21 protein-coding genes are annotated in these 23,829 nt (G+C 64.0%); 10 read left to right on the top strand and 11 right to left on the bottom strand.

Annotated elements, in window-relative coordinates; all coding sequences use genetic code 11:
* Window positions 1-29: 29 nt before the first annotated feature.
* The 4 genes from CH271_RS05640 to CH271_RS05625 form a co-directional block, all read right to left on the bottom strand.
* Window positions 30-1,472: a fatty acid desaturase family protein gene (locus CH271_RS05640; protein WP_037194461.1), complete on the bottom strand. Its 1,443-nt coding sequence runs from the start codon at window positions 1,470-1,472 to the stop codon at window positions 30-32.
* Window positions 1,473-1,496: 24 nt separating this feature from the next.
* A complete protein-coding gene (locus CH271_RS05635) occupies window positions 1,497-2,594 on the bottom strand; it encodes a ferredoxin reductase (RefSeq protein ID WP_179274806.1) in 1,098 nt (365 codons plus the stop codon).
* Between the two features lie 99 nt (window positions 2,595-2,693).
* On the bottom strand, window positions 2,694-4,190 hold the full coding sequence (locus CH271_RS05630) for an FAD-dependent oxidoreductase (RefSeq protein ID WP_037194459.1): 1,497 nt from the start codon (window positions 4,188-4,190) through the stop codon (window positions 2,694-2,696).
* Window positions 4,191-4,227: 37 nt separating this feature from the next.
* Complete coding sequence (locus tag CH271_RS05625) at window positions 4,228-5,133, bottom strand: AurF N-oxygenase family protein (RefSeq protein WP_082323821.1); 906 nt, start codon at window positions 5,131-5,133, stop codon at window positions 4,228-4,230.
* 387 nt (window positions 5,134-5,520) lie between these two features.
* Between CH271_RS05625 and CH271_RS05620 the strand changes: the two genes are divergently transcribed.
* Genes CH271_RS05620 through CH271_RS05590 form a run of 7 tightly spaced genes read left to right on the top strand, consistent with a single transcriptional unit; the run spans window position 5,521 to window position 12,047 of the window.
* Entirely contained in the window at window positions 5,521-6,186 is a 666-nt protein-coding gene (locus tag CH271_RS05620; protein ID WP_037194457.1) for an HAD-IA family hydrolase, read from the top strand.
* 25 nt (window positions 6,187-6,211) lie between these two features.
* A complete protein-coding gene (locus CH271_RS05615) occupies window positions 6,212-7,423 on the top strand; it encodes a sedoheptulose 7-phosphate cyclase (protein WP_094632955.1) in 1,212 nt (403 codons plus the stop codon).
* A gap of 17 nt (window positions 7,424-7,440) precedes the next feature.
* Window positions 7,441-8,220 carry an O-methyltransferase gene (locus tag CH271_RS05610; protein WP_094633184.1) on the top strand — a complete coding sequence of 260 codons (780 nt, stop codon included), beginning with the start codon at window positions 7,441-7,443 and terminating at the stop codon, window positions 8,218-8,220.
* The gene (locus tag CH271_RS05605) at window positions 8,217-9,500 is read left to right on the top strand and encodes an ATP-grasp enzyme (RefSeq protein ID WP_037194455.1); all 1,284 of its coding nucleotides are present in this window, start codon (window positions 8,217-8,219) and stop codon (window positions 9,498-9,500) included. The genes CH271_RS05610 and CH271_RS05605 overlap by 4 nt, the downstream gene beginning before the upstream one ends.
* Window positions 9,500-10,522, top strand: coding sequence for a D-alanine--D-alanine ligase family protein (locus CH271_RS05600; RefSeq protein ID WP_094632954.1), 1,023 nt, complete (start codon window positions 9,500-9,502; stop codon window positions 10,520-10,522). The genes CH271_RS05605 and CH271_RS05600 overlap by 1 nt, the downstream gene beginning before the upstream one ends.
* Complete coding sequence (locus CH271_RS05595) at window positions 10,519-11,271, top strand: TauD/TfdA dioxygenase family protein (RefSeq protein ID WP_094632953.1); 753 nt, start codon at window positions 10,519-10,521, stop codon at window positions 11,269-11,271. Before CH271_RS05600 ends, CH271_RS05595 begins: the two co-directional genes overlap by 4 nt.
* A 50-nt stretch (window positions 11,272-11,321) precedes the next feature.
* The gene (locus tag CH271_RS05590) at window positions 11,322-12,047 is read left to right on the top strand and encodes a YoaK family protein (protein WP_052047998.1); all 726 of its coding nucleotides are present in this window, start codon (window positions 11,322-11,324) and stop codon (window positions 12,045-12,047) included.
* A 15-nt stretch (window positions 12,048-12,062) separates the two neighbouring features.
* On the opposite strand, the gene CH271_RS05585 is transcribed toward CH271_RS05590, so the two are convergent.
* Window positions 12,063-12,677 (bottom strand): TetR/AcrR family transcriptional regulator, encoded by a 615-nt coding sequence (locus CH271_RS05585; RefSeq protein ID WP_094632952.1) that lies wholly within the window; start codon window positions 12,675-12,677, stop codon window positions 12,063-12,065.
* Between the two features lie 80 nt (window positions 12,678-12,757).
* Between CH271_RS05585 and CH271_RS05580 the strand changes: the two genes are divergently transcribed.
* Window positions 12,758-13,690: a DAPG hydrolase family protein gene (locus CH271_RS05580; RefSeq protein ID WP_256986284.1), complete on the top strand. Its 933-nt coding sequence runs from the start codon at window positions 12,758-12,760 to the stop codon at window positions 13,688-13,690.
* A 13-nt stretch (window positions 13,691-13,703) separates the two neighbouring features.
* Here CH271_RS05580 and CH271_RS05575 read toward each other — a convergent pair whose 3' ends face one another.
* The 4 genes from CH271_RS05575 to CH271_RS05560 all read right to left on the bottom strand — a co-directional run bounded on the left by CH271_RS05575 (window position 13,704) and on the right by CH271_RS05560 (window position 18,922).
* Entirely contained in the window at window positions 13,704-14,279 is a 576-nt protein-coding gene (locus CH271_RS05575) for a hypothetical protein (protein ID WP_037194450.1), read from the bottom strand.
* A 28-nt stretch (window positions 14,280-14,307) separates the two neighbouring features.
* A complete protein-coding gene (locus CH271_RS05570) occupies window positions 14,308-15,243 on the bottom strand; it encodes a pirin family protein (protein WP_037194448.1) in 936 nt (311 codons plus the stop codon).
* 82 nt (window positions 15,244-15,325) lie between these two features.
* Window positions 15,326-15,667 carry a GNAT family N-acetyltransferase gene (locus CH271_RS05565; RefSeq protein ID WP_094632951.1) on the bottom strand — a complete coding sequence of 114 codons (342 nt, stop codon included), beginning with the start codon at window positions 15,665-15,667 and terminating at the stop codon, window positions 15,326-15,328.
* Between the two features lie 99 nt (window positions 15,668-15,766).
* Entirely contained in the window at window positions 15,767-18,922 is a 3,156-nt protein-coding gene (locus CH271_RS05560) for a DUF4132 domain-containing protein (RefSeq protein WP_179274808.1), read from the bottom strand.
* Between the two features lie 299 nt (window positions 18,923-19,221).
* Between CH271_RS05560 and CH271_RS05555 the strand changes: the two genes are divergently transcribed.
* Window positions 19,222-20,463 carry an ATP-grasp domain-containing protein gene (locus CH271_RS05555; protein ID WP_037194443.1) on the top strand — a complete coding sequence of 414 codons (1,242 nt, stop codon included), beginning with the start codon at window positions 19,222-19,224 and terminating at the stop codon, window positions 20,461-20,463.
* 41 nt (window positions 20,464-20,504) lie between these two features.
* Window positions 20,505-22,511, top strand: a complete 2,007-nt coding sequence (locus CH271_RS05550; protein WP_094633182.1) for a hypothetical protein — start codon at window positions 20,505-20,507, stop codon at window positions 22,509-22,511.
* 56 nt (window positions 22,512-22,567) lie between these two features.
* Here the strand turns inward: CH271_RS05550 and CH271_RS05545 are convergent, their stop codons facing one another.
* Together CH271_RS05545 and CH271_RS05540 are read right to left on the bottom strand one after the other, a co-directional pair.
* The gene (locus CH271_RS05545; RefSeq protein WP_094632949.1) at window positions 22,568-22,783 is read right to left on the bottom strand and encodes a DUF2945 domain-containing protein; all 216 of its coding nucleotides are present in this window, start codon (window positions 22,781-22,783) and stop codon (window positions 22,568-22,570) included.
* A gap of 63 nt (window positions 22,784-22,846) precedes the next feature.
* A complete protein-coding gene (locus CH271_RS05540; protein ID WP_256986283.1) occupies window positions 22,847-23,809 on the bottom strand; it encodes an alpha/beta hydrolase in 963 nt (320 codons plus the stop codon).
* Between the last annotated feature and the right edge of the window lie 20 nt (window positions 23,810-23,829).

Genomic DNA, 23,829 nt, shown 5'->3' with positions numbered 1-23,829 from the left:
GTTGCTCGTCGGTTGGGAGCGGACGATCTCTAGTCGTCGCCGCGGGGCGGCGGTTCGACATCGACGCCGCCGGAGTTGTGTTCCGGTCCGGCCGCGGGATGACTCGCAGGTACGCGGCCACGCGTCTTCGCGGCCTCGCTGTCCTTGGTTGCACCCTCGGCGAACTTGCGACGCCAGCTCTCCTCGGGACGGTAGGGGCCCGGCTTCGGCCGAACCTTGCCGCCCGGGAAGGCCAATCGCGCGATGGTCCGCTGGACCATGCCCCACTGCTGAAAGAACGGCCCGGTGTTGTACGGCAATTCGTAGCGCTCGCAGATGTCCTTGATCTTCGGCGCGACGTCCGAGTACCGAGTGCTGGGCATATCCGGGTACAGGTGGTGTTCCACCTGGTAGCTCAGGTTGCCGCTCATCAGGTGGAACAGTGGACCACCATCGATGTTCGCGGCTCCGACCAACTGACGGACGTACCATCCGCCGCGGGTCTCGTTCTCCACCTCTTCCTGACTGAAGGTATAGGCCTGGTCCGGAAAGTGACCGCAGAAGATGATGGCGTTCGACCAGACGTTACGAATGATGTTGGCGGTGAAGTTCGCGGCCACCGTCGACAGGAACGTGCTCTCGACACCACTGAACCGACTGTCCAGCAGCGCCGCCGTCTTACGGTTCTTGCCGAAGCGAGCCGACCCACGCAGCTTGGACGCCAGCCGAGACCTTTTGCTCTCCGGCACACGACCGCCCGACGCCAGCTGTGCCAACGCGAACGCTCCGGCACTGATCAGCGGCCAGCCCACGTAGTCCTTGACGAACTGCTTGCGTGCCTTGACTCCGATGCCCTTGAGATCCTCGACCAGATCCTTCACAGGCTTCTCGCCACGGCGGATCGCCTCGATGTCGAGATCGTGCAGGGCCACGCCCCACTCGAAGAACGCCATCAACAGCACGTTGTAGAACGGCTGGGCCAGGTAGACCGGGCTCCACTTCTGACGTGGGTCGATGCGCATGATCTCGTAGCCGAGGTCTTTGTCCTTGCCACGGATGTTCGTGTACGTGTGGTGCACGTAGTTGTGCGAGTGCTTCCACGAGTTGGCGGTGGACGCGGTGTCCCAGTCCCACACCGACGAGTGGATCTCCGGATCGTTCATCCAGTCCCACTGGCCGTGCATGACGTTGTGACCGATCTCCATGTTCTCGAGGATCTTCGCGATCCCGAGGCATGCGGTGCCGGCCAGCCACGCGGGCTTGCTGGTGGAACCGAGCAACAGCACGCGTCCAGCGACCAGCAGCTGACGCTGCGCGGCGATCACCGAGGTGATGTACTTGCGGTCCTTGTCACCGAGGCTGGCGTAGACCTCGTCGTGGATGGCGTCGAATTCCTTGGCGAGTTCGGCGATCGTCTCGTCACTCAGGTGCGCCAGCGGGTTCACCGGCTCATCCGTGTCGGTGACGCGCCTCGTGGTTTCGTCGATAGACATACATTCCCCTGTTCGAATGGAAGATCAGAGTTCGATTTCGATGTCGCCCTCAGCAGTATTGACACAGATCCGAACCGCTTGCCCCGTAGGTTCTGAGACATCCCCGTTACGTAGGTCACGTAAACGCCCCTTCTTCAGGGTACCTACACAGGTGTGACAGATGCCGATGCGACAACCGAACGTCAGATCCAGACCGGCATCCTCACCCGCAGCCAGAATCGTTGTGCCGCCGTCGCATTCGACGTCCTTCTTGCTGTTGAGGAACGTGACGGTGCCGCCTTCGCCGGCGTCGTCGCCACCGCCGATGACCGGCTGGAAACTTTCGTGATGGAATTTGTCGTAGTCGCCCTGGTCTTTCCAGTACGAGCGCAGATCGTCCAGATGTTCGCCAGGACCGGAGCAGAATGCTTCTCGGTCACGCCAATCCGGGACCAGTTCGTCCAGTTCCGATGCCTTCATCCGACCTTCGTCGCTGGTGATCCGGAGCTTCACCGTCAGTCCGTCGTGCTTGGTTTCGAGTTGGTCGAGAGTGTCGGCGAACATCAACTGCTCACGGTTGTGCACCGAGTGCACCACGACGACGTCGCGAACCTGATCGTGATGATCGAGGGACCGCAGCATGCTGATGATGGGCGTGATTCCGCTGCCCGCGCTGATGAACACCATCTTGTCCGGAATCGGGCTCGGCAGAGTGAACTCACCCTCCACCTCACTGAGGCGGACGATGTCGCCGGTTCTGATGCTGCCCACCAGATACGGAGAGACCGTGCCCGACGGCACCAGCTTGGGGCTGACGCTGACGAGACCGTCGGCAGGATCGGGATCGGACGTCAGCGAATACGCTCGCCAGTGGTAACGACCGTCGATGAGTACTCCGAGCCGGACGTACTGCCCGGGCGTGTGGCCCTGCCACTCGAAACCGGGACGGATGTACACCGACACGGCTTCCGAACCCTCCGGAGCAACCCGCTCGACCTTCCCCCGAAGTTCGCGCGTGGTCCACAGCGGATTGATCATCGACAGATAGTCGTCGGGCCGGAGTGGATTGAACAACGATCGGACTGCACGCAGCATCGTCCGTCGCACAAAAGAAACCTGGGGCTTGGCCCCCCGTTCAGCCATACTCAACGGTAACCCTGTACGCCGTGCTACACATCCGAATCGCTCAGACTCGAATGAGACTGCTACACAAGGTGAACAGAACCGGCCGATATCGGCCGGTCAGCGCGCTCTGGAAACGCGGTCCCCCAGGGCGGCACTGACTTTTCCGTACCACCCGAGCGGACGCGCGGGCCCGCGTGTCGGCACGTCCGCGAGCAACGCCTCGGCCGTTTCCTCGGCGTCGATCTTGTTGTCGCCGATGCCACCCGTGGCACCTCGCTTGGCCCATCCGACGACGTAACACCCCGGAACCGGAGTGCCGTCGGCAGCGGTGATGCGGCCACCGTCGTTGCGAATGGTGCCACTGATGTCGTCGAACGGAATTCCCGGTGACGGGGTTCCGCGGTAGCCGATGGCGAGCAGCACCAACTCCGTGGGTAACTCGACCGCATGCTCACCGACGCCGACCTCGATGGACTGCACCGAGCCGCTGCCGTGGAGAGCGGACGGAGCTCGGCCGAACGCGAAGACGATGCGGCGGTCTTGTGCCTGCGACCCCAGTTCGACTCGCGCCGCCCCGGCCAGAGCCGATGCGGGAGCGGACAACGGCAGGCGATCGATGGCGTCGACGATTCCGTCCGGTCCTGCCACCACGACGTCGACGTCCGGGCGGTCGACGAGGGCTTTGCACTCGGAACGGGTGAACGCCGCGAACTCGGGGCCGCGGCGCGCGAGAACGACGACCTCGGTGACGCGGTGGCGACGCAGCTCGGCCAGCGCATGCGGTGCGATCTCGGTCCCGACGAGCCGGTCCGGGTCGGCCGTGAGGATACGAGCCGCGTCGAGTGCGACGTTGCCGTTTCCGATGATGGTGACGCGGTCGACGCCGGTGAGATCGATGGCATCGGCTGGAACGTCGGGGTGGCCGGTGTACCAGCCCACCAGGGTGCGCGCGCTGACGGATCCATCGAGGTCGATCCCGGGAATCTCGAGGGCTCGGTCCTTGTCGGCACCGACTGCATAGACGACCGAATCGAACTTTCGGGCCAGTTCGACGTGGTCGACGTCCTTACCGACCTCGACGCCGAGCTTCATCGTCACTCGTGGATGCACGAAGATCCCACGGAAGTGCTCGCTGATGCGTCGGGTACCGAGGTGATCGGGAGCGACGCCGTAGCGGGCGAGACCGCCCGCGGTGGGCAGCCGGTCGTAGAACGTGACGTTGGTGCCGGGCACGCGCAGCAGCGCCTGGGCGGTGTAGCAGGCAGCCGGTCCGGTGCCGACGATGGCGATGTCGATCGGCGGTAGGTCGTTGACCGTCGCCACCGGGAACCGAGGCGCGCCCCACTCCGCCACGGCGGGCTTGTCCTTGTAGTAGTCGGCGTTGATGTCGGCGTAGATCTGCTGATCGGGCGTCAATCTCGAGACGCGAGTGATCGCGTCCACCGGACAGGCGTCGGCACAGGCACCGCAGTCGATGCACGAGCGCGGATCGATGTAGAGCAACTCGGTCTTGCCGAAATCCGGCTCGTCCGGCGTCGGATGTATGCAGTTGACGGGGCACACCGACAGGCAGGATGCGTCGTTGCAACAGTTCTGCGTGATCGCGAACGGCATTGTTCTCGGATGTCCTTCACGGCCTCGAAAAGAGTGGTCAGAGCATGTGCAGACGACGGTAGATCATCTCGGCCGGCTTGGTGACCAAACCGCAGTCGAGAAGAAATGCCATCAAGTGCTCGCTCGAGGTGCGCATCATCGTGTGGTGATGGGCGTTGTTCTTCGCTTCCTTCACTGCGCGGTCGACGTCGAGGCCCGCTGCTGCGTAGACCTCCTTGTTGACCATGTTGGACACGATCATGCGGGCGGCGATCGCGACGACGAGCGCGCTGGCCTTGCGGCGAGCCGGGCTCTTCTCGGCGATCTCCTCGCGCATCTGAGCGCGCGCGAACGTCATGTGCCGCGACTCTTCGACGACGTGGATCTTGCTGGTGGTGCGCACGAGTGGCAGCACGTTCTCGCCGCGCATCCAGTCGCGCTGCATGACGTCGAGCACCTCTTCGGCGACGAGGATGCCTCCGTAGGCGACCTCGGCGGACGCGAGAGCCTTGAAGCCACGGCCGAGTTCGATGCTCGATCGACGCGGCAGGTATGCCTTGATACCCATCTTCTGGCAGGCGCGGGCGAACATGATCGAGTGACGGCACTCGTCGGCGATCTCGGTGAGCGCGAACTGGAAGTCCGAGTTCGACGAGTCCTTGCAGTACTGATCACGCAGAACCATCTGCTGCAGGATCATCTCGAACCAGATTCCGGTGCTCATGATCGAGCAGACCTCGTGACGAGTGAGCGTGATGCGCTGCTCCTCGGTCATCTCGTCCCACAGCTTCGTGCCGTAGAGCGTGCTCCACTCCGGGTTGAGTCCGTAGAGGGAGGGATCGAGATCGGCTTCCCAATCGACCTCCTCGGACGGGTCGTACGACAGCTGGGCGGCGGAATCGAGCAAACGAGCGGAAACGTCCTCGGGCTCGAGAACGTCGTTCCTGGAGAGTGTGCTGGTCATCGCCGTGGTTCCTTCCATCGTCGAAAAGCTGTAGGTAACTGTTACTGAGATTACCAGGTACTCAGCGACACAGGTAGTCACTCCGGCAGAAAGTTCCAGATTCTTTTCGCTTGTCCCTACAGTTCGAGCGTGCAGGACACGGAGAGCGTGGCGGCGGTGTCGTGAACGAGTTCGAGGGCGAGACCGCACTGATGACCTTCGGCGCTCCGGGCTAGCACTCGCTCTGGAAGACGGGCGAGAGGGTCCCCGCCGACGTCCGAACCTCGGGCGAAAAATTCGAAGGTTTCCCGTTCGGTGCCGATGGGGCATACCCCCCGAACCAACTCACCCCATCGCGCATGCGCGAGACGTTGACTGGTACAACGTCTCTCGCTCCGAAAGGCAACCATGCCCGCAATTCTTTTCGGCTCGATCAGCACACTCGTCGACACGTCCGAACTGCAACGCCGCTCGTTCAACGAGGCCTTCGCAGCACACGATCTGAACTGGAACTGGTCCCGTGACGACTACCGGGCGATGCTCGGATCGAACGGTGGTGCCGACCGCATCAGCGAGTACGCGTCCGATACCGGCACCGAGGTGGACGCCGCCGCCGTGCATGCAACGAAGTCCGAGATCTTCCAGCGTCTGATCGGCGAATCCGATGTGAAGACGCGACCGGGCGTGGCCGACACGATCGACTCCGCGAAGGCGAACGGCCTGAAGGTCGGCTTCGTGACGACCACCTCGCGAGACAACATCGACGCACTGCTTGCTGCCCTGTCGCCCGAGCTCACCGCCGATTCGTTCGACGTCATCGTCGACGCATCCTCGGTGGACGCAGGCAAGCCCGACCCCGCATCCTACGAGTTCGCTTTGAAGACGTTGGGCGAGAACGCATCCGACAGCGTGGCCATCGAGGACAACGCCGGCGGCGTTGCGGCGGCATCGGCCGCGGGCATCACGTGCGTCGCATTCCCGAACGAGAACACCGCAGGCACCGAGTTCGGCTCGGCCACCGACACCGTCGATGCACTCGATCCCGAGCGCGTACGCGCTCTGATCGCAGCCTGACCCTTCATCCACCCCAGGAGTAATTGTGAGCAATCTTCAGGCCCAGGTCGTTGCCGGGGACAGGTCGTTTCGCGTCGAGGGATACGAGCGCATCGAGTACGACCTGATCTACGTCGACGGCGTGTTCGCAATCGAGAACACCGAACTGGCCGACAGCTACCGACCGTACGGTCGCGCGCTGATGGTCGTCGACGAGTCTGTGCACGAAATCTACGGTGACCGGATCAGCGCGTACTTCGACCACTACGACATCGACCTGACGGTGGTTCCGGTTCACATCGCGGAGACCGCGAAGTCGCTGGAGACGTTCGAGCGCATCGTGGGAGAGTTCGATGCGTTCGGTCTGGTCCGCACCGAGCCGGTGCTTGTGGTCGGTGGCGGATTGACCACGGACGTAGCAGGTTTCGCGTGCGCCAGCTACCGTCGCAACACCCCGTACATTCGCATTCCCACCACGCTGATCGGCCTGATCGACGCGAGTGTGTCCATCAAGGTGGCCGTCAATTACGGAAAGCACAAGAACCGCCTCGGCGCCTACCACGCGTCGCAGAAGGTGCTCTTGGACTTCTCGTTCCTCGGCACGCTGCCCGAGGATCAGGTGCGCAACGGCATGGCCGAGCTGATCAAGATCTCCGTCGTCGGCAATCTGGAGATCTTCGAGATGCTCGAACAGTACGGTCCCGAATTGCTGCGAACCCGATTCGGTCATCTGGACGGAACAGCGGAATTGCGTTCGGTCGCAGACAGACTGACCTACTCGGCGATCGCGACGATGCTCGAACTCGAAGCCCCCAATCTCCACGAGATCGACCTCGATCGTGTCATCGCCTTCGGCCACACCTGGAGCCCGACTCTCGAGCTGACCCCGCCTGCACCGTTCTTCCACGGCCACGCGATCAACATCGACATGGCGCTCTCGACGACCGTCGCCGAGCAGCGCGGGCACCTGTCCACGGCCGACCGCGACCGCGTACTCGGCGTGATGGCGAGTATCGGCCTGGCACTGGACAGCCCCTACCTGACACCCGAATTGCTCTCCGAGGCAACGGCATCGATCCTCAAGACTCGCGACGGTATTCTGCGGGCTGCGGTGCCGGATCCGATCGGTACGTGCCGCTTCCTCAACGACCTCGACCCAGCCGAGCTGGCCGATGTCCTGACGCTGCACAAGAAGATCTGCCTGGACTTTCCGCGGGCAGGCGAAGGCCTCGACATGTTCACCGCGCCGACGCCGTGACGAAGGCCCCGCGACCGGTGACCCCGACGACCATTCTGGCGCGTGAGCTGAGCGAGATAGCCGATCTGCTCGCCGCCGGCGTCGGGGTCACCGACGAGCTGACCACCCGTGTTCATCGAGCCCGCGATCTCGCAGCGGGACTCGACCCGTACCTCGACACCTGCACCACCTCCCAATCCGCAGCACTGGCGACACTGGCGTCGCGGACCCGCACCGAGGACTGGAGATCACGTGACGTCGTCTCCGGCTCGGGGCCCCTCGAGATGGAAATGCTCTCCGGCCACGTGGAGGGACGCTTCCTTGCGTTTCTCGTGCACATGACCCGAGCGAAGCGAGTGCTCGAGATCGGTATGTTCACCGGCTACTCGGCTCTGGCGATGGCCGAGGCCCTGCCCGCGGGCGGCGAAGTGGTCGCGTGCGAGGTGGATCCGTACGTGGCCGAGTTCGCGCAGTCCTGCTTCGCGGAATCACCTGCGGGCTCGTCCATCACGGTGGAGGTGGGGCCGGCACTGGACACCCTGCGCCGGTTGGACGGAACGTTCGATCTGGTCTTCGTCGACGCCGACAAGACCGGATACCGCGAATACGTGGAGCACTTGCTCGGTAGCGAGCTGCTGGCCGAGAACGCCGTGATCGCCGTCGACAACACCCTGCTGCAGGGCGAGCCGTACAGCGAACAGCCCACCGAGAACGGCCGAGCCGTCGCCGAATTCAACGATTACGTGGCGAACGACCCCCGCGTGGAGCAGGTACTGCTTCCTCTGCGCGACGGCGTGACGTTGATCCGTCGAACATGATTCGTACGGTTGCCGCGCTGTTCGGCCTCGCAGTCACCCTTCCCGCCGATCTCGCGGCGGCCGGGGTGGCTGTCGTTCGCGGCGAACGGCCCGCCACGCGCCGATCCGATTCACCCAAGACTGTCCTGATCAGCGGCGGGAAGATGACCAAGGCCCTGCAGCTCGCGCGGTCTTTCCACCTCGCCGGGCATCGCGTCGTCCTGGTGGAATCGGCCAAGTACCGCTTCACCGGGCATCGGTTCTCGCGGGCGGTCGACCGATTTCACTGCGTACCCGAGCCGACCGAACCCGGTTACGCCCGAGCACTTCTGGATGTCGTGCTCCGCGAGGGCGTCGACGTCTTCGTCCCCGTAGCAAGTCCCGCTGCAAGCATTCACGATGCCGACGCACGGGCGCTCCTCGATCCGCACTGCGAGGTGGTGCACGGTGACGGCGACACGGTCCGCATGCTCGACGACAAGTCCCGATTCTCCGAACGCGCTGCAGCGCTCGGCCTGCGCGTTCCCGATTGGCGGCGCATCACCGATGTGAAACAGATCGAGGAGTTCGACTTCCCACCGGGCCGCGAGTACATCCTCAAACGCATCTCCTACAACCCGGTCGGGCGAATGGACCTGACGCGGTTGACCCGCGACACGCCTGCCGACAACGTACGGTTCGCACGCGGTCTCGGGATCTCCGAGGACGATCCGTGGATTCTGCAGGAATTCATCGCCGGCCAGGAGTACTGCACCCACGGCACCGTCCGCGGAGGACGGTTGCAGGTGTACGGCTGCTGCGAATCGTCAGCGTTCCAGGTGAACTACGAGATGGTCGACAAGCCCGAGATACGTACCTGGGTCGAGACGTTCGTCGCCGACCTCGGAGTCACCGGCCAGCTGTCGTTCGACTTCATCGAGGATGCGGACGGTGCCGTCCATGCGATCGAGTGCAATCCGCGCACCCATTCGGCGATCACCATGTTCTACGACCACCCCGACGTCGCTGCGGCGTACCTCGAGGACGGACACCCCGAGATCGTGCCGCTCTCCTCGGCCCGCCCGACCTACTGGATCTACCACGAGGTGTGGCGACTGCTCACCGAGGGCAACCGAAAGGCGCGCCTGGGCAGCATCTTCCGCGGCAAGGACGCCATTCTGACGGGATGGGATCCAGTGCCGTACCTGCTGGTGCACCACCTCCAGATTCCGTCGCTGCTCGTGCGGAATCTGCTGGCACGACGCGGATGGTCTCGCATCGACTTCAACATCGGCAAGCTCGTGGAGAACGGAGGCGACTGATGGCCCTGTCGGTCCTGGTTTTGGTCGGATCGTCGGTGGACGAGTTCCATTGCGATCTGTCCCGGGTGTACGCGGGCGGATTCCTCGAGGCGCTCGGTGGTGATCCCGCCTACCGGTTCGAGGTGGCGTTCGTCTCCCCCGGTGGGCTCTGGAGCTTCCCCGGTGGCATCGATGCCGCCAGTGTGGCTGCGGCGCACCAGATGCCGTTGGCGCAGGCGGTGGAGGTCATCTCGTCGTGGCATTTCGACGTCATGGTGCCGCAGATGTTCTGCCTACCCGGCATGACGACATACCGCAGCCTGTTCGATCTGTTGGGTGTGCCGTACGTGGGCAACGGTCCGGACGTGATGGCGATGACGGCCGACAAGGCCCGTGCCCGAGCCGTCGTCGCGGCGGCCGGGGTCGCCGTTCCCGCCGGTGTCGTGGTGCGCTGCGGCGACGACATCGACGTCGATCTGCCGGTGGTCGTCAAGCCCGTGGACTCGGACAATTCGATGGGCGTCACGCTCGTTCGCGAATCCGACCGTCTGGCAACCGCAGTGAGCGAGGCGTTGACGTACTCGTCTGCGGCACTGGTGGAGTCGTACGTCCCGTTGGGCCGCGAAGTCCGCTGCGGCATCGTCGAACGCGGCGGTGAGCTGATCTGCCTACCGCTCGAGGAGTATGCCGTCGAGTCGATTCGTACCAGCGCCGACAAGTTGAATCGCACGTCGGACGGGGATCTGTATCTCGTCGCGAAGGAACAGACCAAGGCGTGGATGGTCGACGTCTCCGATCCGATCACCGAGAAGGTCTGGGCGGCAGCACGATCGTGCTATCGATCCCTCGGCTGCCGACACTACGGTCTCTTCGACTTCCGGATCGACCCCGCCGGTAGACCGTGGTTTCTCGAGGCCGGCCTGTACTGCTCGTACTCACCGTCGAGCGTGCTGGCGGTGATGGCCTCGGCGGCAGGCATCGCCGTGGACGAACTGTTCGCACGATCGCTCGACGAACTGTCGGTGAAGGAGATGTCCTCGTGACGCTGGGAATCGAGATCGACGAAGTGGACCTGAGCTCCACCGCGATCGAAGAACTGCGAACGTTGTTGGCCGAACACGGCGTGCTGATTCTGCGGAAGCAGCCCCTGGACGACGCACGCTTCCTGGCGTTCCTCCGACGGTTCGGCGACATGATGTTCACCGAGGGCGAGACGCCCGTGCCGGGCTTTCCCGATCTGAACGTCATCAGTAACGTCGGCCGAACCACACCGCCGAAATCGACCTTCCACGTGGACACCACGTACGTGGCGAATCCGCCTGCCTACACCGCATTACGCGCGGTCGAAGTACCGGAGTCGGGTGGCAGCACGTTGTTCAGCGACCAGTACGCGGCGTACGACACCTTGCCTGCCGACCGCAAAGCGGACCTGGCCGGAAGAACGGTGACGCACCGAGTCACCGGGGTGGCGTCGGACACCGATTCCTGTGCCGAACATCCCTTGTTCGCAGTGCATCCCGTGTCCGGGCGCACCGCATTGGCGTTGTCGGCACCCGCCCGGTGCGTGGCGATCAGCGGAATGTCCACCGAGCAGGCGCACGAGACCGTGCGATACCTGTTCGAGCACTCCACTCGCGAGACGAACCTGCTGACGCACTCGTGGGCACCGGACGATGTGGTGATGTGGGACAACCGATGTGTGATGCATCGAGCCGATCACAGCGCAGTGTCGGGAAACAGGGTGATGCACCGTGGAATGGTCGCGAATGGGGAACCTGCGTCGGTTGTGTGACCGACAACTCAAAGTCTTGCCGGTTCGCTTCAGGTCAGGAGAATCGAGTCATGACTTCCCCATTGACGATCAGCCGGGAGACAGCCGTCGGTGCCGAAGCTCGTCTGTCCTGGATTCTGTCCGGACTCGCGGGGATGGTGGGTGCAGTCGCCTTCCTGCATTCCGCCGGCTACTTCGTGACCTTCATGACCGGCAACACCGAACGTGCTGTGGTCGGGCACTTCGGGCACCCCGAGGGCAAGGAGGTCACCCCGGGGGCCTCACCGATCGCGGCTCTCTCGCTCATGGGGTCTTTTCTGGCCGGCGTGATCGTCTCGTCGATCTGCCGGCGTCGCTACTGGTCCAACCACCCACACGGAGCAACGGTGCTGACCACGATCGCGCTCGCCGGAGCTGGAGCGATCGACATCGCCATCTCCGGATGGTCGTCGGCCACCGTGAACTTCTACCCGATTCTGCTGGTGGCCTTCGCACTCGGTGCACTGAACACCGCGTTCACGAAGAAGGAGGAGACCTACATTCCCCTGAGCTATGTCACAGGCACCATGGTCAAACTCGGCCAGGGTATCGAGCGACACATGTTCGGCGGCGGGACGCGCTACGACTGGCTCTGCTACACAGCCCTTCTCGGATCCTTCGCATTGGGTGGTGCGATCGGTGCCTTCATCGGCGTCGTCATCACCGGCCCGCAGGTACTGCTCCTGACCGCACTGATCAGCTTGGGCGCGACGATCTTCACCTTCACCCACACCGAGCGTCGCACGTTGCTGGGGTGAAGCCACCGATCCGGTTCAGCCCTCGACCAGCGGCGAGGCCACGACGATCTTGCGCAACATCTGCTCCGTGAAGCTCGAGGACAGGCGCGATCCGATCAGCACTTGCCGCTGCACCAGACCTTCGATCATCACCACGAGGGTTTCGGCGTCGGACGGTGGATCCTCGGAGTTCAGCGAGGCGACGATCCACTGGGTGTACGTGACGAATGCTGCCCGCTGACTGTCGAACAACTCGCGGATCTCGTCGTCGTGCTGCGCCTCGCCGAGCATGATGTGGCGAGCGATCACCCGTTTGACGGCATCTCCCGACGTCATGGCGTCGATGAAATCGATGATGCGGGACACCACGACATCGGCGGTGAGTGGTTTGACGTCGACCAGGCTGCCGAACGTCGCTCCGGCCACCTCGAAGTCGCGGACGAACATTTGGCCGAGAGCCAGGTGAAGCAGCCGACTCCGGGTGGGCGCGTGGTAGTTCACCGACCCGGGACCGAGTCCTGCTGCCGCGTCCACCGCCCGGTGCGTCAAGCCGCGGAGCCCTTGGGTGGCGAGCACCTCGATAGCGGCGGTGGCGATCTCGTCGCGCCGACGCACTCTCGACTCATCGTCCTTGGGGTGTGCCGGACTCATACCGCGCAGTGTAGTGCCAGGCCATTGACATCCGCCGATTCCTGGCCCTAGCCTCAACGAATGTTGAGCAGGGTGGGGACATGAGCCGGGGGCCTTCCAGACGCCAGATCATGATCGGAGCAGCCGCCGCGGCCACCATCGCCGTCGTCGGCCCGGTAGCCAGGGCAGCAGCGGTGCCGGCGACCGGTTCGAGCGACGAGTGCGGCGAGCGCTATCAGGGCTATCGCGACGCCGATCGACATCTGCCGTACGCCCGATACATGGCGCAGCGAACGACACCCGCACCGACCGTCGTCGCGGACACCTGTGCGGGCCCCGCGCTCGCGCCCGATTCCATTCCCGGATTCGATTCGATCACAACCGATCTCGCGCCCACCGGCTACTCCACGACCGAAACCGGATACGGTCGACGCACCGACGGAGTGACGTTCGTGGCGGTCCGCACCGCGATGCCGCGCGTGACCGCGGCGATGTGGGACTGGTGGTTCGGCTGGCATTCCACCGAGGCCGCACGCTACAAACTGTGGCATCCCGACGCCCATCTACATGCCGCACTTGCCGAGGATCGCACCGCACTCGACATCCCCGACAAGGCCAAGTACATCGGCAACACGACGTTCGTCGACGAGTACGTCGGGCCGAAGCTGCAGCAGCTGGGTATCGCTTTTCGCGATCCGATTGCGCACGGATTCGACGTTCCCGCGGATCAGACGATCGTCTTCGGCCGAGTGGGCAGCTCCATCGCACCGGTGGACCTGGGCTGGCTGGCGCACCAGGTGCGCCCCGTCGACGGCGGTGCCGAGATGCGTAGCCGCTTCTTCCTGAACCTACGAGGGCTGCATGTTCCGGACCTGAAGCAGGCCGCGTGCGCCGTCCGCCGTGGGGCGTCGGTGGACCCGACGGACCTGGTTCTCGGACTCGACCTCGCCCGAGATCTCTTGCTGCACTGCGGACAGGAGATGAACCACCTCGCCGGCTTCCTACCGGAGCTGTACGAGGAGTTCGGGGGCTGATCGTTCTCGGCGGCTAGTGGCCGAAGAATACTTTCGCCAGCACGATGAGCGCGGCGACCGCGGCAGTGGCCAACCCACCCAGAATCGCGCGGAAGGTCAACGGGTTGCCACGAATTCGCTCCGTGACCAGCTGGATCGTGGCCATGCGCACCACGATGACGCCACCGGCCAGCAGTTCCGACCACTGCCCAGGAAGCACCGACAACCAACCGAGTGCCAACATCAGCGCGGGGATGGTGCCGGAGCTCAGGATGGGCACGGCGTCGCGCAGTTCCTCGAAGGCCTTGAACGTGCGCTGCTCGTCGGTCGCATCACCGTGCGCTTCGGGAATCTGACTGCTTGCGACGAAATCCGCGAACACGTGCGCCAGGAACGTCGTCACCGCAGTGGCCAGAACCAGAACAGCGGCCGTTCCGTGTTCGATCGAGCTGGGCGTCGATGCAGCGACCGCCGCGAGGACCAGGATGTTTCCGTAGACGTAAGCGGACAGCCTCCTGGCCGCCCGCGCCGGCTCCAGCGGGCCGTCGGCGCGGGTGACCAATCGGCGATACAGCCGTGTTCTGCGAATACGGGGTTCTGCGTCGCTCATGCAGGAGATCGTTGCACGGTGGGCGAGATCATTCGACGGGAACGCCGAGCCGACCGGCCTGGTAGTCCTCGAACGCCTGCAGCACTTCGGACTTGGTGTTCATGACGAACGGGCCTGCCATCGCGACGGGTTCCCTGATCGGCTTGCCGCCGAGAACGAACACCTCGAGCGACTCCCCCACCGCCGAGGCCGACATCTCGATGGTGTCGCCGCGGCCGAACAGCGCAGTCTGCCCCATCCTGATCGGACGCTTCTCCGCGCCTACCGTGCCCTCGCCCGCGAGAACGTAGACGAGTGCGTTGAATTCACGATTCCACGGCAGCGTCAGCGCCGCGCCCGGTGCGATCGTGCTGTGCGAGAGCGCAATCGGAGTGTATGTCGAACCCGGCCCCTGCATTCCTGCGATCTCGCCGGCAATGACGCGAACCAACGCACCACCGTCGGGACTCGACGCCAACGCGACCTTGCTACCGGTGATGTCCTGGTAACGCGGGTGCGCCATCTTGTTCTCACGCGGCAGATTGACCCAGAGCTGAACACCGTGGAACAGCCCGCCGGACATCACCAGATGCTCCGGCGGGGCCTCGATGTGCAGAATGCCACCGCCCGCCGTCATCCACTGAGTGTCGCCACCGCTGATGATTCCGCCGCCGCCGTGAGAGTCCTTGTGCTCCATGATGCCGTCGATCATGTAGGTCACCGTCTCGAATCCGCGGTGCGGATGCCACGGCGTTCCCTTCGGCTCACCGGGCGCGTAGTTCACCTCGCCCATCTGGTCCATGTGGATGAACGGATCCAGGGACGACATATCCAACCCGGCGAACGCTCGACGGACCGGAAAGCCTTCGCCCTCGTATCCCGTCGGTGCCGTCGTGACGGACCGGACCGGCCGAGGGACGGCGGTGGCGTCGGGCATGGGGATTCGGGGCAACGCGAGGATGTTGTCGACGGTCACTGCGGGCATGGGCGTCCCTTTCGGCAATGTAGTTGACTCTGCAACTACTATACCGACCTCAACCCGACGGTGTCCGACGGTATTCCCGCGGTCAGCCCTGCCGGTCGGCCAGCCATTGCCTGATCTCGTCGGTCGGCTGCTCGACGATGTCGTCGAATTCCGAGTGCTTGCCCACGAAGGCTGCAACCAGTTCGCAGATCGGCACGATGCGCTTGGCGTCGGCGCGGGTGGCGTCGAGCGCCTGTTGCACGAGAATCGTTGCCAGTCCACGTCCGCCGTAGGCCGCGTCGACCTCGGTATGGAAGAAGATCCGTCGCGCATCCTCGTCGTCGACGAACTCGGTGAAGCCGACCTGCGTGCCGTCGACCGAGACGGTGAAACGATCTGCCTGCTGGGTGATTTCGACCTGCGCACCCGTTTTGTCGACCGTCATGTCGCGCTCCTCGCTTTGCCAGGCGCATACCGCGCCGAATCATCGTCGATCATTCTCGTCGAAATTGCAGCCGTTCGAAGAACTCGACCGTACGGACACTCACGGCTCACCTCGAAGGTCGGGTTCGTCGCCTCGAATCGGCTCGGTCTCGAGCATCGCCAGATCACGGAGCAGTTCCGATGCCGCAATCACCGACAATTCGAGTCCGCTGTGAAAGACGTGGACGATCTTCTGTTCGCCCCACATTCTCGGATTCGACACATTGAAGCCGGGAAACGCCATGATCACCGCCGTCGTGGAATCCAGACGCTTGTTCAGCGAGATCTGGGCACCCTTGTCTTGCGGATCCTCACGCTTCCATCCTCTTTCACCCAGCGCGAGCAGCTGATCGGTAGTCGTCTTGCGACCCTCGAGTGCTGCCATCTCGGCGGCGACATCCGTCCTGAAGACCTCCCGTCGGACCTGCTCGAAAGCCTGTTCCGGCATGAAGGTCCAGCTGCCGAGCGAGTCGCCCATCGTTGCCGGGTGGGCCACGACAACAAGATCGCCGTCTGCGACCTCGATATCGCGGCCGTCCGGGCCCACGGGGCGACGCAGCTCGGAAAATCGGAAGTATCGTCCATCCGTCGTCGACCACACCAGAGCACTGCACAGATGCCAGGTCAACGGATGCCCGACGAGATGGGTCCGAACCTGCGACAGGGTCCAGCGCCGCTGGTTCACCATGGCTTTCTCGAACCGAGAAACGAGTTCGGTGCGCACCCCCTCGAGATCCTTCCTCAGGTCGGTGTACCGACGGTATTCCTCGCGCGCACCGTCGGAATCGGTGCGGCCGGGCCTCGGTACCCGGTCTCGGACCCTACCGTCGTTGTCTTCGACCACTATTCGAAGCTCGTGATCGAACGTGAGGGTGAAGGTTCGGTCTCCGTAATCGAAGGTCGTCGTACCGTCCGCATCGAGCCCCAAGTTCGGCACCAATCGGTCGGCAAGTTCGAGAGGCGTCAGATTCAGCTCGTCGGCGATTCGGTGAATCAGTTTGTCGGCCTTGGCGCGAAGAGCAGGAAACCGGAGCGACTGCGAGATCGACCACAGGTGTCCGAGCGCGGCGTCGCTCCCGATCATGGCGAGGGCCTCGAGTCCCATCGCCGCGCGTCGGTGCGCCGACTGAAGCGGCCAGGTCCTGATCAGCGGGGTCAATTGCCGCGCAGTGTCGTCGTCACCCACTATCCCGAGGGCGTCGAGAGTCCAGCTCTGCGCTTCCGGAGCGCCCGCCCGCAACCACCTCTCGAACATGTCCCAGACGAACTTCGCGAGTTCGGGATGGCCGACGAGTTCACGAACGATATCGACGCCGGCGTACACCTCGTCCATTCGTGACAGCGAGAACATGGTGCAGATCGTGCGGATCGCGTCGGACGGCAGCTGTGCGCGCTCTCCCTGCAACGTCAACGGGGGGAGCAACGCCGGGTCCAGCCAGTCCGGGATGACCGGAATGTGCCGCGGCAGGGCCAGAAGTGGATCTGCGTCGACGATATCTACTATCGCCGCACCAGCCGGCTCCCCGTACGACCGTCCAGCAGCGACCACGGCGTCTCGATGTCCGCGTCGCGCAAGAGTGCACAGTGCGCGTCGGGCAAGGGTTCGGCTCGGTCCGGTACGGCCGAGAGCAAGAGGAACCAGATCCGATGTTGCACTGTCGATGTGGCGATCGAACCATTCGAACGCGACCGGTCTGAGCGACTTCTTGCCGAGCCATTCGAGCATTGTCGTCGCCAGTTGTCCCCCGACGACGGGCAGTAACACCTGCGCCTGACCGGCCGGTGCAGCGAGGACGGCACGAAGCACGAAATCGAGTGCATCGCCTTCGAATCGGGCCAACAGTCGGCCCAACGAGATGGCACCTCGATACGCGTAACGCGGCGTCGGGGCGTACGACAGCACCGGACGCAGCAGATGCTCCGGAGCGTACGAGATCTCGTGCAACGACCAGAAACCTGTGCCTCGACCGAACGCGGCGACCACCTCCGGCCAATCCCGGCGCCCGAGATAGGGCACATAGACGTCGATGGCCTCGGCCCACTGTCGCTGCTCGTCTCCCCGCCATGCCACACGCAGCGGCGCTGGGGGACTTTCGAGACGAAATACCTGCTCTCGGACGTCTCCGCGATCCATGGATTCGGCGCGGTCGAGCCACGGTGGATCACGCAGCAGCGCAGGGACATCCGACGATTCGAGCGTTGTTCCGGATACCCGCTTGCGCATCGCGGACTCCGGGTGAACGTGCTCCAGATCCCGGCGCAGCCGCTCCGCCTCCGGCCCGGAGGCGTCGGCCAGCAACCGCGCGGCTCGCTCGGGCGATCGTGCTATCGCCTCGATCACGGCGGGCTCGATGTACTTGCTACCCAGCCGAGACACCAAGTGCTCGAATCCCGAGTCCGTGTCTATCTCACCGAGTATCCCGGCACACCATTTCTTGTGCTGGGCAGACAGGTTGCCCTCGAACAACTCGGCTACGAAGGGCTCGACACCCGGTCCGATATTCGCACACAGTGCGTATACGAAGTTCATGCTCATCCCGGTGGACCAGATCGCATGATCTCGGGTTTCTTCGAGCGCGAGAATTTTCTCGACCGACTCGACCGAGTCGACGCTGGCCAAGAGGTAATAGCAGTAGCTCCGGTAATAGCGGTGGACGGTCTGCGACCGCGCGATGTCCGCAGCAACCCACTCGTGCTGGGTCGGGAACAGGAACGACGTCAACAGATTGCACCCGATTCGCGCGCCACGCTGCGGCGCGAGCCTGTCCACCGCGTTCGCATAGTCGTCGGCGGGGAGGGCAGCCAACGCCGTGCGCACCCTGCTCGCCGAATCTCCGAACACGACATTGCGAAGGTCGTCGGGATCTCGCACGCCGAGTGAGTGCCGGGTACGCGATCGATCCGGTACGAGTTCGCGGGTCACCAACTCCACGCCTACGGCCTCGGCGAGCATCTCCGCAGCGAATACCGCGCCGAAGCGGCCGATGACGAAGTCCACGAATAGAACTCGCATCTTGTGCTCCGGCTGATCGGTGACGACCGTAAGAGTCACAGCAGCACCGGTAGGGGTCACACCGGTGCCCGAGAACCGTCCGTCGACGAAGGCGTGCGCGGCCGCCGACAGCTCCGAATTCGACTCGGGATGGTCGACTGTTTCGCCGAAACGTCCGGCGGTTCGAACAAGCAGGTCGTCGATAGCGGCTTCCTTCGCAGCCACCGCTGTGACTGCCGCCTTCGTGCTGGCTCTCGGCCGGGTGGATCGAGGTTGCGGACTCCGCCCGTGGAACGCCTCGCCGCGTCGCCACCACAAAGCGGGGACTTGCCATCCGGTCTGTCGCGCACCCACCCGACGACCATAGAACAGAACGCCTACGCCGGCGGGAAAGTCGGGAGGCTGATTCCGATACGACGTCGTCGCATAAGCCCAGTTCAACACCGCTCGGAATTGCCGACCAGCGCCTCTGTACGGTGGAGCGAAGGACCTCGACCGATGAATCATCCAGGGAAAGGAACTTCATGGCTCAGCCAGACAGGCTGGAGAAAGACCCGAACAAGGGTTTCGTGGCCCTGCTGGGGTGGAGTTTGGCCGCGGTGGAAGCACTGGACAAGTTCGATCGGCGCTACGTCGTCGTCGCCCCCGAGTGGGCCGAGGCGTACTGCACCGAGCACGACATTCCGTACCTCCCGTGGAACTTCGAGCGACTCAACGATCGCTCACTGGAAATCGCCGAAACCCTGCAGGCGAAGGGCGTCGACGTCGCTATACCGCTGTACGAGGAGACGGTCGAGTGGGCCGGAGCCATCAACTCGGTGTTGCTCGGCAACCCACGCCTTTTCGGTCAGGCAATGCTGTTGCGCGACAAGTCCTTGATGAAGCGCCGTGCTCAGCTCGGCGGTATCCGCGTCGGCATCTTCGAAGAAGCCCACGACCGTGAGGACGTCACTCGATTCCTCAAACGTGTCAACCAGACGCTACTCAAGCTCGACGGCGATCCCAACGACCCGATCCACGTCAAGGCCTTCGACAAGGCCGGTTGCCTCGGCCACCGCGTCATTCGTACCCCTGACGAGGTCGACTCCATTCCCGACGAGGAATTTCCGGCGCTGATGGAATCGCACCTCGACGGCTGGGAGTTCGCCGTCGAAGCATGGATTCACAACGGCAAGATCAAGTTTCTCAACATCTCGGAGTACGTCACCCTCGGATACTCGGTGTTCGTTCCTGCGACACCCGAGCTGGAAAAGTACCGCGAGCAGATCACGGTGCAGATCGAGAAGCTGATCAAGACCTTCGACATCGAGTTCGGTTTCATTCACCCCGAGTACTTCGTCACCAGCGACGGTGAAATGTACTTCGGTGAAGTGGCTTACCGCCCACCGGGTTTCAAGGTCTTCGAGTTGCTGGAGCGGGCCTACGGGTTCAACGCATACCAGGGCCTCGCGCTGGCGTTCGACCCGAAGACCACCGAGGAGGAGATCGACGCCTTCTTCCCGAAGGAGGTGGTGGACGCCACCGGTCACGCCGGATGCTTCGGCGTCTACCCGCGCCGACGCGTCGTCAGCGACCTCGTCATCCCTGAAGTCACCGCGGACGACGACTACTACGAGACCAACGACCTCTCGGCACCGGTCGAGGAAACTGTCACCAAGAGAACAGCATTCGGTACCCACTGGGGCTTGCTGTACTTCTTCGGCGACGATCCCTACCGGATGCGCGATTTGCTCAAGCAACAGGAAGAACTGGACTTCTACGTGTGAAGCAGCAACTCGGGGACGACACCAACCCACCGTCACAGACGATGCACGAGCCGGCACCGACCAACGCGACCACGGCCGTGGACAGAGCGTTGGCATCACGTTTGGCGCAGCTCGACCATGCGATGCACGCGTTGGCCGATGCACCCGAGTTCAGCAAGAACACCAAGGTGCGGCGAGTTCTCGATGCGTTGCATCGAGTCTTGTTGCAGCCCGGTGGTTGCGGTGCAATTCGCGAACGCGCCGAGATGCTCGAGAATGCGGGGCTGTTCGCGGGCACCGACTGGGCGCACCCGGACATTCTCGTTCCAGGGTTCGTGGGGCCCAGCCTGCGCAGCGGCAACGACGACACCTTCGTGCTCGAAGCGACCAGCGAACTGCGGATGGTCGCGATCGTTGCGGGCGAGTACGAGCATGCTGCGGTGACCGCCGAGGATGCCCGTCGGTTCCTTTCTCAGGTTCTCGCGGTCAATCTCGACGTGCTGTTCACACCCCCGTCCGAGTCGGAGCGAGTTCGCCTGGGTCGTACCGCGCATCTGATCCGTGATCTGTTCGGGTACGTGGCCGGGCAGATCGGTTACGACAGTGTGCTCGACGAGTTGGTCGAAGAAATCTGGCGGATCCTGCGGCAGCGCCCGATTCAGGTGGACACCATCAAGGACATGGTCACCCGCATCGCGATCTATCGTGACGATCCGACCGTCGACCTCGGCAACTCCGGGCAGGGCCTGGATCGGTTGATCACGGCCCTGTTCGGAACCACCGATGCGTGCCGAGAGGATCCGGGCGTCGAGGTGTACCGGTCGCGGCTCGAAGCGATGGACGTCGAGGCGTTGCAGTTCGAGGCCCGCGGATTCGCGCGAGCGATGCACGACACCGGACTGGTCTCGCCGTACCACGCGACGCTGACGCAGTATCTCGTCGACCATTACTCGTACGTTCTGCCCGAGGCCCTCGGTCTGTCCGACACCGGCCGGACCTGCCTGACGCGGTACCCCGAACTGGTCCATCGCCTCATCGAAGAAACGGTGTACCCCGAAACCGCGCAGTGCCTCTACGGTTTGGCGCTGCTGCTCGATCGCGGAATTCTGCATCAGCCGCCGATCGTGCCGTCGCTGTGGCGACAGATGTCGTTGAAACTCGCTCCTGCGGTGCGGGAACGACTGATCACGACGTTCGGGCCGGTCCCCGCGCCGGAGTCACGCTTGCTCGGCGGTTTGCTCTCGATGCTCGGGCAGCCCCTCGGCGTCGGTCAGGGCGACAACCCGACGTGTCAGTCGGCGCGGGCCTTGTCGATGTGGGCCTACAACGATCCCGACTACCTGCTGCAGATGGTGGTGTGGGCGGCGCGTGACGAGGAGATCGTCATGCACTTCGAGGGGCAGTCGATCTCGTCGACCGACAGTGTCAGCGGCGTCGCCACGTCCGATCCGGTGGACCTCGATCCCGCGTCGCTGTTGCTGGTTCCGCACCTCGACCGCATCTACGCCGAGATGGTCCGGCGTTGCGCCGATCGTCCCGGCGATCCGCACCGCTGGGTCAATCCCGAGTTCCACGGATGGTGGTCGGCGCGCGAGTTCCACATCGACGTCGATGTCGAGACCGGCAATCTCGTCGACCTGGACGCATTTCTGCGGCAGTTCTATGCCGCGTACCACCCGGAGTACAACGGGCACCAACCGTTGATCCATCCGCAACCGGCAGGTGTGGCCGTAACCGACAGTGCCGCACGGTATGTGGGGTGGCACGCCATCACGATCCTGCGCGTGAACACCGATCCCGACGGCGTCATGAGGGTGTACTTCTTCAACCCGAACAACGACAGCGGCCAGGACTGGGGTGACGGCGTCGTGGTGGGAACCGCGGGCAATGGCGAACGCGCAGGCGAGGGTTCGCTGCCGTTCGACCAGTTCGCCTCACGGCTGTACATATTCCACACCGATCCACTCGAGAACGGCGAGCCCGAGAGAATTCCCGCCGAGGAGATCGAGCGGATCCGGGGATACATCGAGCGGAGTTGGGGCGCAGAACGTTCGGTGCCCGAGGCTTGAGATGCACGATGCGCCCCGAGTCCGTGACTCGGGGCGCATCGCTGTTCGGTCGGGCGTCAGCCCTTCTTGTCGAGCGAGTCCGGCTTGTGCACCGCGTCCTTGCCCGACTTGTCACTCTCGACGCGGTACTGCGGCTCGTCCTTCGATGCCTTCACGGTGCGGCCCGCGGCTTCGGTCTCGGAGGTGATCTTCTCCACCACCGTTCCCTCGGTCGTGGTGCCGTGGGTCTTCCATTCGACCTTGTCGCCCTTGTGCAGCTCGTCTTTCGCCATGGTCAGGGTGTCCTTTCGCCGGTGATGTCTCACGTGCGCTTACCCGCGGGAGTGGCGGCGCAATCAGCTGGTTCCCAGAGCCGGTGCCAGCGTGGTGAACCAGGCTTCGCGCAGCTGATCCTCGAACAACGGCCAGGTGTGCGCGCCCTCCTCGCGCATGGAGACCGTTGCCGGCACATCGGCTCGGCGCAGGGCGTCGACGAAGATCGATGTGCAGTTGTTGACCATCGCTTCGACCGCCATTCCGCCGAACGGCGGGATCGCGCCCTCGGGGATGCGATCCACAGGTCCGGGGAGCCCTCGGGACGAGCTGACATACACCGCGGTTCCGCGTAGACGCTCGACGTTGAGCGACGGGTCGTGATCGCGCCACCCCTGGCTTCCCGGCAGGCCCCACATGTTGAAGGGATTGTTGAGTCCGCCGGCGATCATCGCCGAGATGCCAGCAGTGGCAAGCGGGTTGGAGGGTGCCGGACACCCACTGAACGACGCGGCCGCGTCGAACACATCCGGGGCCTGGATCGCCAGGTCGAGTGCGGGACCACCACTCATCGACAGCCCCGCCACGCCGCGCCTGCCGGTCGATCCGTAGGCCGCGTCGACAGCGGCGGGTAGCTCGCGGCTGAGGTAGGTCTGCCACATGTTGCTGCCGAGCACCGGATCCGTTGTCTGCCAGTCGGTGTAGAAGCTGAAGCGGCCGCCGATCGGTGCGACGACGGTGACGTTCTTGTCCAGGAAGAAATTCTCGACGCCGGAGTTGTTGAGCCACCCGACGCCGTCCTCGTTGCCGAGTGCGCCGTTGAGCAGCACCAGAGTGGGTGCGGGTCCACCGTCGGGGGAATGCAGCACCTCGTTGGAGATGACGCGATTCATGGACGGGGAGAACACGTTCAGCACAGCGCGAGTCGCCGACACCTGATGGATGCCGACCGCTCCGGCAGCCGCGTCGGCCGATCCCGAGTTCCCCGGCAGCGCCTGCGCCGTCGTTCCGGTCATCAGTATCGACGCCACCGCGGCGGCCGTCACGACCACAGCGGATCGAGTTC

Source organism: Rhodococcus sp. 05-340-2, from assembly GCF_002258915.1.
In the GTDB taxonomy this organism is placed as follows: Bacteria; Actinomycetota; Actinomycetes; order Mycobacteriales; family Mycobacteriaceae; genus Rhodococcoides.
The sequence above is the reverse complement of the archived record's forward strand: the minus strand, read 5'-3'. Positions and strand labels throughout refer to the sequence as shown.

What these genes read in the sequence shown, in the direction of transcription:
- CH271_RS05640 (WP_037194461.1), bottom strand. Translation starts at nt 1,472, where the DNA reads ATGTCTATCGACGAAACCACGAGGCGCGTCACCGACACGGATGAGCCG.
- CH271_RS05635 (WP_179274806.1), bottom strand. Translation starts at nt 2,594, where the DNA reads ATGGCTGAACGGGGGGCCAAGCCCCAGGTTTCTTTTGTGCGACGGACG.
- CH271_RS05630 (WP_037194459.1), bottom strand. Translation starts at nt 4,190, where the DNA reads ATGCCGTTCGCGATCACGCAGAACTGTTGCAACGACGCATCCTGCCTG.
- CH271_RS05625 (WP_082323821.1), bottom strand. Translation starts at nt 5,133, where the DNA reads ATGACCAGCACACTCTCCAGGAACGACGTTCTCGAGCCCGAGGACGTT.
- CH271_RS05620 (WP_037194457.1), top strand. Translation starts at nt 5,521, where the DNA reads ATGCCCGCAATTCTTTTCGGCTCGATCAGCACACTCGTCGACACGTCC.
- CH271_RS05605 (WP_037194455.1), top strand. Translation starts at nt 8,217, where the DNA reads ATGATTCGTACGGTTGCCGCGCTGTTCGGCCTCGCAGTCACCCTTCCC.
- CH271_RS05600 (WP_094632954.1), top strand. Translation starts at nt 9,500, where the DNA reads ATGGCCCTGTCGGTCCTGGTTTTGGTCGGATCGTCGGTGGACGAGTTC.
- CH271_RS05590 (WP_052047998.1), top strand. Translation starts at nt 11,322, where the DNA reads ATGACTTCCCCATTGACGATCAGCCGGGAGACAGCCGTCGGTGCCGAA.
- CH271_RS05585 (WP_094632952.1), bottom strand. Translation starts at nt 12,677, where the DNA reads ATGAGTCCGGCACACCCCAAGGACGATGAGTCGAGAGTGCGTCGGCGC.
- CH271_RS05580 (WP_256986284.1), top strand. Translation starts at nt 12,758, where the DNA reads ATGAGCCGGGGGCCTTCCAGACGCCAGATCATGATCGGAGCAGCCGCC.
- CH271_RS05575 (WP_037194450.1), bottom strand. Translation starts at nt 14,279, where the DNA reads ATGAGCGACGCAGAACCCCGTATTCGCAGAACACGGCTGTATCGCCGA.
- CH271_RS05570 (WP_037194448.1), bottom strand. Translation starts at nt 15,243, where the DNA reads ATGCCCGCAGTGACCGTCGACAACATCCTCGCGTTGCCCCGAATCCCC.
- CH271_RS05565 (WP_094632951.1), bottom strand. Translation starts at nt 15,667, where the DNA reads ATGACGGTCGACAAAACGGGTGCGCAGGTCGAAATCACCCAGCAGGCA.
- CH271_RS05555 (WP_037194443.1), top strand. Translation starts at nt 19,222, where the DNA reads ATGGCTCAGCCAGACAGGCTGGAGAAAGACCCGAACAAGGGTTTCGTG.
- CH271_RS05550 (WP_094633182.1), top strand. Translation starts at nt 20,505, where the DNA reads ATGCACGAGCCGGCACCGACCAACGCGACCACGGCCGTGGACAGAGCG.
- CH271_RS05545 (WP_094632949.1), bottom strand. Translation starts at nt 22,783, where the DNA reads ATGGCGAAAGACGAGCTGCACAAGGGCGACAAGGTCGAATGGAAGACC.